Raw genomic sequence first — 14,685 nt, 5'->3', positions numbered from 1 at the left:
ATCCTTTTTTTATATTATCTTAGACGAGTTAATAGGTAGGTTCGACTAAAACCTTGGCATAAGGTGATATCATTAAAAACAATCATATAGTGCTGTAATAGTCGCATGTTTATCGTCAATTAATCAATCCCATTAACATTCTATGAAAGCAGAGAGGTTTTAAGCATATGGCCTTTCTAGAGAGACTATCTGAAATAAATAGATGAAGTCTGTTTAAACACAAGCGAAATGGTTGAAGTATTCGTTGACACGTTCGTTTACTAAAACAGTTCAACTTTAAATGGTCGGATAAACAAGGTATGATCAAAAATATTTGAAATTAATTTCTTTCACTAACAAGTCTGAATGCGTTTACTTTTTAGTTAAATTTACTTGACTAAAATAGTAATAACAATTAAAATCAACATGTGTAAGGATTGTTAAATAGTTCTTGAATCAGTACATTATGGGGGAATAAACGTCAAAAAAGCCTTTGCTTTACTAAATATTATTTGTTTTTGAGCTAAAATTACTAAAAGATCAATCGCATAGCAAAGGGAAAACGATGGAAATCTCCTAAGTTTATTTGGTTAAAAATTGAAAAGAGTATGTATGATCTAGAGGAGGGACGACATGCTTACAGTAAATAATGGTAAGTTTTATTTGGAAGGTCAACCATTCCAGATATTATCAGGAGCGATACATTATTTCCGGACAGTGCCTGAGCATTGGGAAGATAGACTGCTCAAATTAAAAGCTTTAGGATTAAATACGGTTGAGACATATATACCTTGGAATCTTCACGAACCGAAAAAAGGAGAATTTTATTTTTCTGGTTTAGCAGATGTTGAAGCGTTCATTGCATTGGCACAAAGCTTAGACTTATATGTTATTTTAAGACCATCACCTTTCATATGTGCAGAGTGGGAAATGGGCGGATTACCAGCATGGTTGCTTAAGGATAAAGGGGCCATTTTAAGAAGTAGTCATCCTGTTTTTTTGAAGCATGTTGAAGAATATTTTGATGTTTTATTACCAAAGTTTGAACGGTATCTATATCAACATGGTGGTCCGGTCATTGCTATGCAAATTGAAAATGAGTATGGTGCATATGGGAATGACCTGGAATATTTAAGTTTTTTAAAAAATCAATATAAAAAGCATCATTTAGATACTTTCTTATTTACTTCGGATGGACCAGAGTTTATTGAACAAGGTTCTTTACCTGATGTAACCACAACCGTGAATTTTGGTTCAAGAGTAGATGAAGCGTTCGGGAAGCTTAAGAAATTTAAACCAAACTCACCTAAAATGGTTATGGAATTTTGGATAGGCTGGTTTGACCATTGGAATGGAAAGCATCACACACGTAGTGCCAGCGATGCTGCTGAAGTTTTTAAAGATTTAATGAAGACAAAAAGCTCTGTAAACTTTTATATGTTTCACGGCGGTACAAATTTTGGCTTTATGAATGGTGCGAATTACTATGATCTTTATTATCCAACGATCACAAGCTATGATTATGATGCTTTATTAACGGAGAATGGTGAGATAACAGAAAAATATAAAGCGATTAAAAAAGTATTAAGTAATTATATCGATGTTCCGGATGATTATAAAAGTAAAATCACAACACATACGTATGGTGATGTTGAGTTAACAGAGTCAACGAGTTTGTTTGATGTTTTGAGTGATTGTAGTAAAAAGGTTAACTCTATTACTCCGCTATCAATGGAAGAGCTTGATCACCCATATGGTTATACGCTTTATCGGACAACAGTTAATCGCCAAGGAGAGTTGTCGTTTAATTCCGACGCTATTCGTGATCGATCCTATATCTACATCAATGGTGAATATGTATTAACCACATATATAAATGATCAGAACAAGGAATTAAAATTAAATTTCACGGAAGAGAGTAATGTTCTAGAAATCCTTGTGGAAAATATGGGACGGGCAAATTATGGTGAACATTTAAGTGATAAAAAAGGGATGGTTAAAAATATTTGGTTAGGTCAGCAGTACTGGTTTAATTGGGAAATGTATTTAATCAATACAGATCATTTACCAAAGGAGTTTGTTTCGAAGGATAGCCGGTTCCCTAAATTCTACCGTGGCTTCATAGAAGTAGAGGATGCCTGTGATACTTTTGTCGACGTTGAGGGATTTGGTAAGGGGAATGTATTTATTAATGGATTTAACTTAGGAAGGTACTGGAATACAGCTGGTCCCCAAAAAAGATTATATCTACCAGGGCCATTGTTGAAAAAGGGTAAAAATGAGATCGTTATCTTGGAATTAGAAGGGACAAACACAAATAGAGTTAAGTTAGTAGATAAGCCTAAATTGGGCTAACGATCCAAGTTTAATTTTAAGCGGTTCTAAAATGTCATGGCTTGATGGCGTTTAGAGCTGCTTTTTTTGATGTTGCTCTATTGTCTGTTGTGACCGAAATTCTTTATTCTATATGGCTCGTTAACAGCTGTTTTATAAGATGTTTATATTTTAATAGTTAAAGCCTTGCTTTCAAATGTTATGTATTTCAAAATCAAATGAGCCTTACACATTTTCATCCATATTTTACCAATATTCGCACGATGAATTTGCACTGAAAATCTGTGGCTTTCACTGAAGGGGCTCTAACTTTATCCACTGAGGTTTGAGCCCCACTGAATGGAAGGGAAATAGACGTTCATCTCCATTCATAGAAGTAGGAGGCTTCTGCTGGATGGAGGTAAACAAACATGAAATGATAAACAAAAGAGATTGATAGTTAAGTCCTGTATGTTTAATGGTATTTACTACTAATTATATTTAATTTTATTACTAAAAATTAAGTGTTTAACATTGTAATTAATCTAATCAACTAGAGATACTAATAGTTTAAGGTAGATTTGAAAAGCCCAATTGGTTCAACTAACGTTCAGTGGGTGAGAGAGGAAGTTGATTAAACGTCTGCACTAGCACAGCCTATGCATCGAAACCCCCACTGAATGAAGTTTTATTTTATATGGCAATTTCAACAATAGTTAAAGGCTAGTTAATTTTACCCTAAAAAAGATTGACAATAAAGAGGGTGTTATATATAATTTTAGTTACAAAGATAAAATTTAAGTAAAATATTTACTCTGCTTGTATGTTTATGATAATTGTTGGGATAATTAAGTGCCTCTCCGCGGGCTCTTGGCAAGGTATGTAAGCGTACAAGATCTACTTAGTGGAAGATTAATTGTACACTGTGGTAGTGTCCTTACGACGCAAAAGGAATGTAAAGTTTAACCAACCTTATCCTATAAGGAAATGACCTTAGCTGCTCGTCCCAACGAAAAGACGCGCTGATGGCTAAGGAACTAAGATAAAGAAGATTATTTTTTGTGGACTTTACGTGAAAGTAAAGATCCCACCCTGATACGACTCATTAACAACACGGTCCATCCTGTTGGAAAACCCCTCATTATACAAACAGTCATAAACTAACCTCGTATAATGTTTGTTTTTCATACAGAATTGAAGTTATGAAATTCTCTCACACGACAAGTATTTCAGATTAAAGTTGCGAGAGATGGAATTAGCTTTTACTTGGTAAAATAGCCACAATTATGTTAGCGCTTACTTTATTGCGAAAAGGGGATTTCTGATCTTACCAATAAGAAGATGTGCATAGAAAAATTGTAGAGGTGATGAGTTTGCGGATTATTAATTATAGAAAAGTATTTCTAATGATCTTGTTTAATATGTTAGTCGGCTCGTCTATCTTCCTACCGTCACTTAGTGCTGATGAGGAAGACTTGGAAATGACCGATGCTGAATCGATTGATTTGGATGACATTATTTCAAGTACGGATCATGAAAGGTCTGATCGCTATTCAACCTATATTAGTGGAACAGAATCAGAGCATTATCAAGGTGAACCGATTCGATTTGAAGATATGACTGAACTTAGCTCTGATGGTCATACCACTTATGAGGGAGAGGATGTCATTTATGTCGGTCAAGATGAAACAGTCAACTTCACGATTGAAGCACCAGAGACGGCCTATTACTATATCGGATTTGACTACAAAATCGAAGGCCATAATGTTTTGCCGTCACAATTGGAAATGCGTGTCAACGGTGCAATCCCTTTCTATGAGGCACGTAATTTAGTTTTTGAAAGTAGTTGGGAAAATCCTGAAACCTTCCAAACTGATAAATATGGCAATGAAATTATTCCGCAGCCAATCAAATCAGATACATGGGAATTTAAGTATTTAATTGATTCCGGTTACCGTCTTAGCTCTCCATTACTTGTAAAACTCAATCAAGGTAACAATGAAATTGAGTTAGTCATTTCAGAGGGTAATCTCGTTATACGAACGATAGAATTAAGTGGTAAGCAAATCTTACCTGAATTTGAACCAATCGAAATGACAGGTAATCAGTATATCGAGGTGGAAGCAGCAAATGATTTGGTCAAACGTAACAACTCTTCAATTCGCGCCAATGCTTCCTATAACGTCAACCTAATACCATATAGCGATCATAAGCGTGTGCTTAATCATATTGATGCCGATTCTTTTAATTCAGCGGGGGATAAAATTTATTATGATGTAGAAGTAGATCAACCCGGCTATTATTATTTGGGAATTCACTATCAACAAAAGTCTAAAGTTGACTTCCCCATCTTTATGAATATCGAAATCAATGGCAGAGTACCTTATCAAGCATTACAAAATCACCCATTTTTGTATCAGTCGACATTTGTCCACTATACACTAGCGAATGATCAGGAACAGCCGATTCCAATCTACTTAGAAGAAGGGGTCAATACGGTTGCTTTTCAAATCGCAATTGAGCCCCTAAAAGAGACGATGGAGCAAATTGAACGTTTGACAAGTGAAATTCAGAACCTTTCTTTAGAGCTAACAAACTTAGTTGGGCCAGATGTTGATCGGCACCGTGATATCAATGTGGAGGATTATATTCCAGGTGTAACGGATCTTATGTTATCTTGGGCTGATGAAATGGCCGATATTTATGAAGAAATGAAAGCGTTTAACCCAAATAAGGATACAGTCGGTGCATTTTCTGGATTAAAAATTGCAGAGGAACAATTAAGGAGCTTAGCAGAAGAAGTTAAAAAATTGGCTCAGCGAAAAGATGAGCTGTCGACGGGAGGAAATTCTGTTACTGCATACTTAAGTAACCTAATGCAAGATATAAATGATAGCGGCATTGCGATCGATCGATTTTACCTTTATCAGGATGAAGCAGATATCCCTAAGAATGCAGGTATGTTTGCTAGAGCCTGGGGAAGCATTAAACGGTTTATCAATACCTTCGGTGAGCAAGATTATGAAGTGAATAATATTAATAAAGAGCATTTACAAGTTTGGGTCAATCGTCCCCGACAATACATTGAGATTATTCAACGATTAATTGACGAGACCTTTACTGCCGAAACAGGTGTGAAGGTGGATATATCCATTATGCCTGATCAAAACAAACTGATTCTTGCTAATGCAGCAGGTGATGCACCTGATGTCGCCTTAGGTGTGAATTATGCTATGCCGTTTGAAATTGGGATTCGGGGAGCTTTACAAGACTTAACGTTATTTGATGATTATGAAGAAGTTGTCAGTCATTATTCGCCAGGGATGCTTGTCCCGGCAACGATTCAAGACGGTGTTTATGCGATCCCGGACACGATGAATTTTTGGATCATGTTTTACCGGAAAGATATTTTAGCGGATATGGGATTAGACATTCCTGACACCATCTTTGATGTTCGCACATACTTACCTGAACTGCAAAGAAGAGGAATGAATTTCTTCTATCCAACGGCAGGGATGGGAGGAATGAAGACCTTTGCTGGTACAATGCCATTAATTTACCAAAGTGGAGGACAATTGTATGGCGATACGATTCATCGAACGGAGTTAAATAATAACGATACGATTGAGGGAATGCGGTTATTAACCGAGTTGTTTTCTATTTATAACGTCCCTTACGACGTCCCGAGCTTTTATCAGCAATTCCGTGATGGATCCATTCCAATTGGGATTTCCGATTATCACATGTATAACTTAATTTTAAATGCGGCTCCGGAAATTGCGAATGTATGGGATGTTGCTCTTGTCCCGGGAATTGAAAATGAAATGGGTGAAGTTGAACGTTGGTCAACCGGAGGGGCAGAAAGTAACATCATGTTCAGCGATACAGATAAAACCGAAGAAGCTTGGGAATTTTTGAAATGGTGGTCATCTACTGAGACTCAAGTCGCCTTTGGAAACACCCTTCAGACGACTTATGGTCCAGAGTATATGTGGAATACAGCAAATTTATCTGCCTATTCAGAGTTACCGTGGCCGCACAGTCACAAGGCAACGATTCTTGATCAAGCCAAATGGATTGCTGAAGTGCCACGTGCTCCGGGGAGTTATTTGCTTGAGCGTGAGTTAAGTAATGCCTATAACTCTGTCGTTCTGGATGGAGAAAATTTAAGGACAGCGATTGATTTAGCGAGTAAGCGTGTCAATCGAGAAACAGAGAGAAAGCTGGAGGAGTTTGGGTTTATGAAAGATGGCGAGGTCATCGAGCACTATCCGAATCCAGAATTTTCACTTTTAGAAGAGTAACGAAGGGGGATCAAGTGATGCGAGACAATCATAAAAATGCTTATCTGTTCTTACTACCGTATATCTTACTGTTTACGTTGTTTATCATCGTACCAGTTTTAATGGCGATCTTCCTATCGTTTACAAACTTTAACACGATTGAAACCCCTGAGTTTGTTGGGTTCTTAAATTATATTAACCTGTTAACACAGGATGAAATATTTATGCAATACGTTTTACCGAACACCGTTTTATTCGCTGTTATTGTCGGACCAGGGGGCTATGTTTTATCTTTTCTCCTAGCCTGGGTATTGGCTCAATTGCCAAAATTACCGAGAACCATCTTTGCACTAATCTTTTATTCACCATCCATGACTGCCGGGATAGCGATGGCCGTTGTATGGAGAGTTATTTTTAGTGGTAATCAGTCTGGTTATTTTAACAACCTTTTAATGCAGGTAGGTCTAATTACTGAACCGATTATTTGGTTACAGGATACACGTTTTATTTTACCGATCATGATTGTGGTTGCGTTATGGAGTAGTATGGGTGTCGGTTTCCTGGCGATGATATCTGGCGTTCTTAATGTTGACGAGACCTTATATGAGGCTGGAGCCATTGATGGGATAAAAAATAGATTCCAAGAGTTAATCTATATTACGATCCCTTCAATGAAACCGCAAATGCTATTTGGTGCTGTTATGGCGATCGTAGGTACTTTCTCAGCCGGTGCGATCGGTGTTCAGTTAACAGGTGCCAATCCAACACCTGGATATGCCGGTCAACTGATGGTAAATCACGTTGAAGATTATGGTTTTATTCGGTTTGAAATGGGCTATGCAGCAGCCTTGTCTGTTGTACTATTACTGATTATTTACTTGTTTGCCTATATAGCGAAAAAACTATTCAGTGAAGAAGCATAAGAAAGGAAGGTTGAGATGGCACTTAGAAATAGTGGCGTTAACCCAAGAGGGTTTCACCGAAGCCAATTAAAGTTTTATATCTTTTTAATTCCGTTTGCGGTTTTTATGGCACTACCCATCATTTTTATTTTTAATCACGCGTTTAAGCCACTTGATGAACTTTATGCATTTCCACCAAGATTCTTTGTGGTTAATCCAACGTTTGAGAATTTCCGGAATTTGTACCAACTAGCGGAGTCATCAGGAATACCGCTATCGCGTTATCTATTTAATAGCATTTTTGTCACAGTTATTGTTGTTTTTCTTTCTATTGCTTTATCGACCTTAGCAGGATATGCCTTATCGAAGAAAAGATTTGTAGGCAAGAAAGCTCTATTAGAAATCAATAATACAGCCTTAATGTTTGTTCCGATCGCTGTTATGATTCCGCGTTTCTTAACGATTTCGTTTATTGGGGTCGAAGATTCGTATTTCGCTCATATTCTACCACTTATTGCAATGCCGGTTGGTCTGTTCTTAATCAAGCAATTTATTGATCAAGTCCCTGATTCATTAATAGAAGCCGCCGTGATTGACGGTGCCAGTGATCTAAAGATTTATTGGCGAGTGATCTTACCATTGATCAGGCCAGCAATTGCAACAGCAGCCATATTAGCCTTCCAGTTAGTCTGGAATGACTTAGAAACCTCAACCCTATATACAACCAGTGAAAATATGAGAACATTGGCCTTCTTTATGAATACGCTTGCAGCACAAACGAACGTTGTGGTGGGTCAAGGGATGGCAGCCGTCGCCTCTCTTATTATGTTTGTGCCAAACCTAATTTTATTTATCATCTTACAAAGTAAAGTGATGAATACCATGGCACACTCGGGATTAAAGTAGGTGTTAACATGAAAATGATTAATCGGATAAGTCTCATTTTACTTTCTATTTTTCTACTTTTTGTATCGACGGCACAAATTGTAGAGGCAACTACGGCATATAAAACATTTACAGAAGACGGTTATGGTCGTTATGTAGAAACGCAAACGGCTTATACAGTCACCGACACGATAGTTAGGTTTGATGATGAGCTGTTTTCTCAAGCTCAGGATATGAAAGTTGGCGAAGATGGCCTACTCTATATCGCGGATACAGGGAATGGCCGTATTCTAGTCGGTGATCGATTTGGAAACTTTGAACGGAGTATTGGTGATGAAGAGTTAAGTAAACCAACTGGTATTTTTCTCTCTCATGATCAAAAAGTTTATGTTGCGGATGAAACAAATGCAAAAATCTTTGTCTACACATTAGAAGGAGAATTACTGCAAGAATTTGGTCGGCCAGAAAGTCTTTTGTTTGGAGAATCAGCAAACTTTATTCCATTAAAGGTTGCCGTTGATCAACGCGATAATATCTATATTATCTCACGCGGGAATTCTAATGGAATCATTCAGATTAATGCTAATACGGGTCAATTTCTCGGTTATTTTGCCCCGAATCAAACGGCTGTCACACCATTGACTATATTTAGAAGGGCCATTTTTACTGAGGAGCAATTAAGTCGTATGATTGATATCGTTCCACCGACGTCAACCAATATCAATATTGATGAAAAAGGCTTAGTTTACTCTGTCTCACAAGGTGATCGCGTTGAAGCAGTCCGCAAGTTAAACGTAGCTGGTCAAAATATAATCGAAACTCAGGTTGCAGATGACTTCCCAGCAGCGATTGAAGTAGGCTCCTTAGATAATATTTTTGTTGGAAGTGAAGACGGTTTCATTTATGAATACACGAGTGAGGGAAATCTCCTCTTTGTATTTGGTGGCCAGGATGATGGCCGACAACGGGTGGGTTTATTTAGACGCCTATCTGCAATCGCTGTTGATGAACAGGATCGTATTTACGCACTAGATCAAGACCGTAATCAAATTCAATTGTTTCAACCAACTGAATTTGCTAATCTCGTTCACCAATCTTTAGAGCTTTATCAAAATGGCGATTATGAAGCAAGTAAAGGCCCATGGGAAGAAGTCATTCGTTTAAATAGTTTATTTGACTTTGCCTATCTTGGTCTAGGAGAAGCCTACTTCAAAGATGAAGAATACAATGAAGCTTTAGACGCTTTCCGTCAAGCTAAATATCAAGAGGGCTATTCTGATGCCTATTGGGAAGTTCGTAATGTATGGATGAGAGAAAACATCATGACTTTAATCTTTGTCATTATCGGTCTAGTTATCTTTTTTAAAGGACTTGGGTGGCTGGAACGTAAGAAAGGGTATAGGAAACGATTGGCTGATCAAATCAACAGCCGTTACCAATTGAAATTCTTACGAGATGTGATCTGGATTAAAAACATGATTAGACATCCAATTAATACGTTTTACGGTATTCAGTACGAAAATAAAGGGAGTACCTGGTCAGCGGGATTTTGGTTATTTATACTCTATGCTCTATTTATATTAGATAAATACTTCACTGGATTTATTTTTAGATACGTGCGAGACGGTGAGTATTCCTTGTTCATGGATTCAGTACTGTTTTTGGCGGTTGCCGTTTTAGTGATCGGATCAAATTATTTGATAACGACCATTAACGATGGCGAAGGGAAATTAAAGCATGTTTTTATCGGCTTTATCTACGCCTTTGCACCATTCTTTATATTTAAACCTTTTACGATTTTAATTAGTAATTATTTAACGTTAAATGAAGTGTATTTATTAAATTTGGCAAATACAATCATTTATGCTTGGGTAGCCATTTTAATCTTTGTCATGATTAAAGAGATAAACGACTATACCATTCGAGAGACGTTTAAAATTATATTTATCACACTATTTATGATTTTAATTGCCATTTTGTTCATCTTTATTATTTATATTTTAATTGTACAAATGCTCCAGTTTATTGTCTCAGTGTTCAATGAGGGGGTTTATCGCATTGAAAACCATTAAAATTAGAACAATCATAAAAGCGATTGTGTTTCTTAGCTTGCTGAGTGGGTTTATCTACTTCTTATTGTCTGGTGACGAGGAAGACATGGACATTACCGGACCAGATACACCGGTTATCGATGCCCCCTCAGAAGAGGAAGAGGAGCCAGATGAAGATGAAACCGAGCTTCCACCGATAGAAGAGCCTCCACAAGTCGAATTAGATGACGACGAATTACAAGAATTATTAGATGACCAGAAAGAACGGGATCTTGTCATTGAATCGAAGCGTTCTTCTATTGAAGAGCATGATTACCTGATAGAGAACGATGATTATGAGCTCTACTTAAAAGAAGAAAATTTGTCACTTATTTTAAGGGAAAAAAATACCGGAGCGGTTATGTATTCAACCGTTGAAGAACCTGTTGGTAGTAATGAAACATGGCAGAACTTTATGCGCTCAGGGATCATCATTGAATATATTGTTGGAACGAATATTGTCACGAATCGGGCAGATATGTATTCACAAGATCCAGAAAAAACGGTGACGAAAACGAGTGATGGATTTCAAGCAGAGATTTATTATCCAGAGCTGGAAATCGGTTTTGAAGTTAAGGTTAGCCTAACGGATCAAGGGATTACGGTTGATATTCCACAGGATTCAATTATTGAAGAGAATGATCGCTATCAAATGGCAAGTATTTATGTCTATCCTTTTCTCGGTCATACCTTGTTAGGGGGGAGAGAGGGCTATATGTTTATCCCGGATGGATCAGGTGCGCTAATTTATCTAGATGATAAGGATGGAAAGTTTTCACAGCCCTATTCAGCCATGGTGTATGGGGAAAATGCGGGCATTGACGATCCTTATGTACTCTCATTATTCAACAGAATGAATCCGTTTAATCAGCCAGAGAAAATTCTCGCTCCAGTCTTTGGCATGGTTCATACCGATAATCAATTTGGTTTCCTTGGCATTATTGAAGAAGGGGAATTTAGCGCCAGATTAGAGGCTTACCCAAATGGAGCGATCCTTCCTTACAACTGGATTACAGCAAAATTTATTTATCGACAAGTTTATAACCAGCCTACTAGTCAGGATACCGGAACGATGGTTGTTCGGCAGCGCGATCGAAATGAGTTTGACATTAAAGTGCATTATCATTTTGTTGCTGAAGAGGAAGCAAATTATATCGGGCTTGCATCTGCCTATCGCGAGTATTTGTTAGATAGCGAATTACTTACAGCGAAAGAGGATAAATTTCATTTAAGAGTTGATCTTCTCGGAGCGGAAATTGAACAGGGTTTATTAGTCAAAAGCGATGTCCCAATGACGACGTTTAGTCAAGCCTATGGTATTTTGACAGACATCAAAGCAAAAGGGGCCGAAAATATTCTGTCTATTTACAAAGGTTGGAATCAAAAAGGCTATCATGGTGGATTACCGATCCGCTCATTCAATCCAAATTCATCTTTGTCAGATGGTAGATCGATCAATCAATTAATTGATCAGTTAGAAGAGGAACAGATCAATCTCTTTCTTTATCATGATGCCCTTCGAATGAATACGGAGGAGTTGGGTTTCACTCAGCATAAGGTCATGAAAAAATTCAATAAACGAACTTATAATGAAGCGGTGTTTGGCAAGGTGTATAAAGAATTTAATTATCTACATCCACAATCCACCGTAAACATAATGGAAGAGATGCATCAAAAATATAAAGAAGAAGATATCGAAAGGCTTGTGATTAGCGGGATATCAAATACACTGTTCTCTTATAGTGAAGGCAATCAAGAATTTGATCGCATCTCAACCAAAAATTACTATCAGCCATTAATTGAGTCCTATGCCGATACGTTTAATTTATTATTGGAGCAGCCTTTTGCTTATCTTTGGGATCAAACAGATGCGATGGTAGATGTTCCGACACGCTCTTCAAACTATATATTTGTGGATGAAGACATTCCATTTATTGCATTAACACTAAAAGGTATTGTTCCCATTTACGCGGAGTATGTAAATTTTCAGGCGAATCAAGAAGACTTTTTCTTACAGATGGTTGAACAAGGCTTTAACCCGTCATTCCTGATCACGCATGAGAGTCCGGCTAATTTAATCAATACAAATTCTTCACATATTTATAGCTCACAGTATGAGCGCTATGAAGACATGATTCAAACATACTATCGCGATTTATCAGATGTATATATTCAAACGGCTGGTTCGGTTATTGTCGATTATCAGCGCCAAGGTCCAACGACGAAAGTCAGCTATGCCAATGGTGTAGATGTTTACGTCAACTATGCGGACCAACCGCAAACGATCGACGGCTTCCAAATCGATTCAAAGTCGTATCAGGTGGTGAACAACCGATGAAGATCAAACGAGAAACCATATACGGATATGTATTTATACTACCTTGGTTAATCGGTTTTTTAGGCTTAGTTTTTTATCCGATGATTCAATCCTTTTATTTTAGCCTAAATGATATGCGGATTACTCCACAAGGGTTGCGCTTTGTCTATACAGGCTTTAATAACTATTTGAATGTGTGGCTCCAGGATATGTTTTTCATTCAGGAATTATTAGCATTCTCTGTCGACACACTGATTCGAATACCTGTCATCGTTGTTTTCGCCTTGATTATCGCGATGCTGTTAAATCAGGATGTTAAATTTAAAGGCTTATTTAGAACCATCTTTTTCTTACCTGTGATCGTTGCAAGTGGCCCTGTAATCAATCAATTGGTTGATCAAGGAGCCACGGCTATACCGATGCTTGATCAAGATGTGATTATGAGTTTATTAAACGCTATATTTCCAGTCTGGTTTGCAAGTGTTTTAAGTGATTTATTTAATCAAATCATTACGATTCTTTGGTACTCAGGGGTTCAGATTCTATTGTTTTTAGCCGCCTTACAGAAGATTGATCCAAATTTATACGAGGCTGCTAAAATTGATGGCGGTTCAAGTTGGGAATGCTTTTGGAAAATTACATTACCTACGATTAAACCCTTAATCTTGATTAATTTAGTTTATACGCTCGTCTCATTAGCGAATAGTGGGCAAAACCCAATTATAGTACTTATTTATCAGAACATGTTTAATGCTACCCGCGGTTACGGATTTGCTTCTGCAATGGCATGGATGTACGCCATTATTGTTGGATTCATGTTGTTGATGATTTACTTAGTGTTTAGAGAGAAAAAATCGAAGAGATTTTCTTAAGGGAGGGGGACAACTGTGTCAATTAAAAGCGCAACACGTCTAATGGTGGTTCTAAAAAACGATCAAATGCCGTTTAAAGTTAAAGCAGAGATAATCAAAAAAAAGGTAGAGCGCTTTCTTTTCGGCTTTAATGATCGAAAAGGATTCCTGCTTAAATTTGTCATTTATTCACTCTTGCTAGGAATTGGCTTTGTTTATCTGTATCCGATGCTTTATATGTTTGTAACTAGTATGCAATCATTAGGTGATTTGCTGGATATGTCGATTAATTGGATCCCGTCTTCCTTTTACATTGATAATTACCGACAGGCTTACTCAGTATTGAATGTACGCCCTGCCTTATTGGGAAGTATGCAAATTGCTTTCTTTCCAACGCTTTTACAGGTGGCCATTGCATCTATTGTCGGATATGGTTTTGCTCGCTTTGAATTTCCCTTGAAAAAGGTCTGGTTTGGCTTAATGATTTTCAGCTTTGTCATACCACCACAAATATTAATGATGCCTAAGTATCGTTTGTTTAGTGATTTAGGGTTAACTGGTTCGCTAAGTGCCTTTACAATCCCAGCTCTTCTCGGCCAAGGGTTAAATAGTACAATTTTTATTTTAATCTTTTACCAATTTTTCAGACAGACACCCAAATCACTTTATGAAGCAGCTGAAGTAGATGGAGCGAATCAAATCGTTAGCTTTTTCAAAATAGCTGTACCGATGGCCATTCCCGCTTTTATTGTTTCATTTCTATTTTCATTTGTTTGGTATTGGAATGAAACGTATTTAACGACACTTTATTTAACAAGTTCTTCAACAGATATAAGCACAATATTGATTCAATTGCAGCAATTCGAAACTAGCTATGAATCACTATACCCAGCGACTGAAGCAAGCCCGAATCGAATAAATGAAGGGATACGAATGGCAGGAACAGTAATTAGTATCCTCCCATTATTAATTACTTATTTCTTTTTGCAGCGCTACTTTGTGGAAAGTGTCGACAATACAGGTATTACCGGTGAATAATCACCGTAATTTAAAATTAATCAAATG

General features: G+C 37.3%; 8 protein-coding genes. All 8 read left to right on the top strand.

Annotation, left to right across the window (positions count from 1 at the left end):
• Nucleotides 1-612: 612 nt before the first annotated feature.
• Nucleotides 613-2,334: a glycoside hydrolase family 35 protein gene (locus ASE01S_RS08985; protein WP_067841230.1), complete on the top strand. Its 1,722-nt coding sequence runs from the start codon at nucleotides 613-615 to the stop codon at nucleotides 2,332-2,334.
• Between the two features lie 1,331 nt (nucleotides 2,335-3,665).
• Nucleotides 3,666-6,596, top strand: coding sequence for an extracellular solute-binding protein (locus ASE01S_RS08980; protein ID WP_169793102.1), 2,931 nt, complete (start codon nucleotides 3,666-3,668; stop codon nucleotides 6,594-6,596).
• Nucleotides 6,597-6,613: 17 nt separating this feature from the next.
• Nucleotides 6,614-7,498, top strand: coding sequence for a carbohydrate ABC transporter permease (locus ASE01S_RS08975; protein WP_067841225.1), 885 nt, complete (start codon nucleotides 6,614-6,616; stop codon nucleotides 7,496-7,498).
• Between the two features lie 15 nt (nucleotides 7,499-7,513).
• A complete protein-coding gene (locus tag ASE01S_RS08970; protein WP_067841223.1) occupies nucleotides 7,514-8,383 on the top strand; it encodes a carbohydrate ABC transporter permease in 870 nt (289 codons plus the stop codon).
• Between the two features lie 8 nt (nucleotides 8,384-8,391).
• Nucleotides 8,392-10,434: a hypothetical protein gene (locus ASE01S_RS08965; protein WP_067841221.1), complete on the top strand. Its 2,043-nt coding sequence runs from the start codon at nucleotides 8,392-8,394 to the stop codon at nucleotides 10,432-10,434.
• Nucleotides 10,421-12,790: a DUF5696 domain-containing protein gene (locus tag ASE01S_RS08960; protein ID WP_067841219.1), complete on the top strand. Its 2,370-nt coding sequence runs from the start codon at nucleotides 10,421-10,423 to the stop codon at nucleotides 12,788-12,790. Before ASE01S_RS08965 ends, ASE01S_RS08960 begins: the two co-directional genes overlap by 14 nt.
• A complete protein-coding gene (locus ASE01S_RS08955) occupies nucleotides 12,787-13,641 on the top strand; it encodes a carbohydrate ABC transporter permease (protein ID WP_067841216.1) in 855 nt (284 codons plus the stop codon). Before ASE01S_RS08960 ends, ASE01S_RS08955 begins: the two co-directional genes overlap by 4 nt.
• Nucleotides 13,642-13,656: 15 nt before the next feature.
• Nucleotides 13,657-14,658: a carbohydrate ABC transporter permease gene (locus ASE01S_RS08950; protein ID WP_245630351.1), complete on the top strand. Its 1,002-nt coding sequence runs from the start codon at nucleotides 13,657-13,659 to the stop codon at nucleotides 14,656-14,658.
• Nucleotides 14,659-14,685 lie beyond the last annotated feature (27 nt).

Origin of the sequence: Amphibacillus sediminis NBRC 103570 (genome assembly GCF_001552275.1) — a bacterium.
Lineage (GTDB): Bacteria > Bacillota > Bacilli > Bacillales > Amphibacillaceae > Amphibacillus_B > Amphibacillus_B sediminis.
The sequence above is the reverse complement of the archived record's forward strand: the minus strand, read 5'-3'. Positions and strand labels throughout refer to the sequence as shown.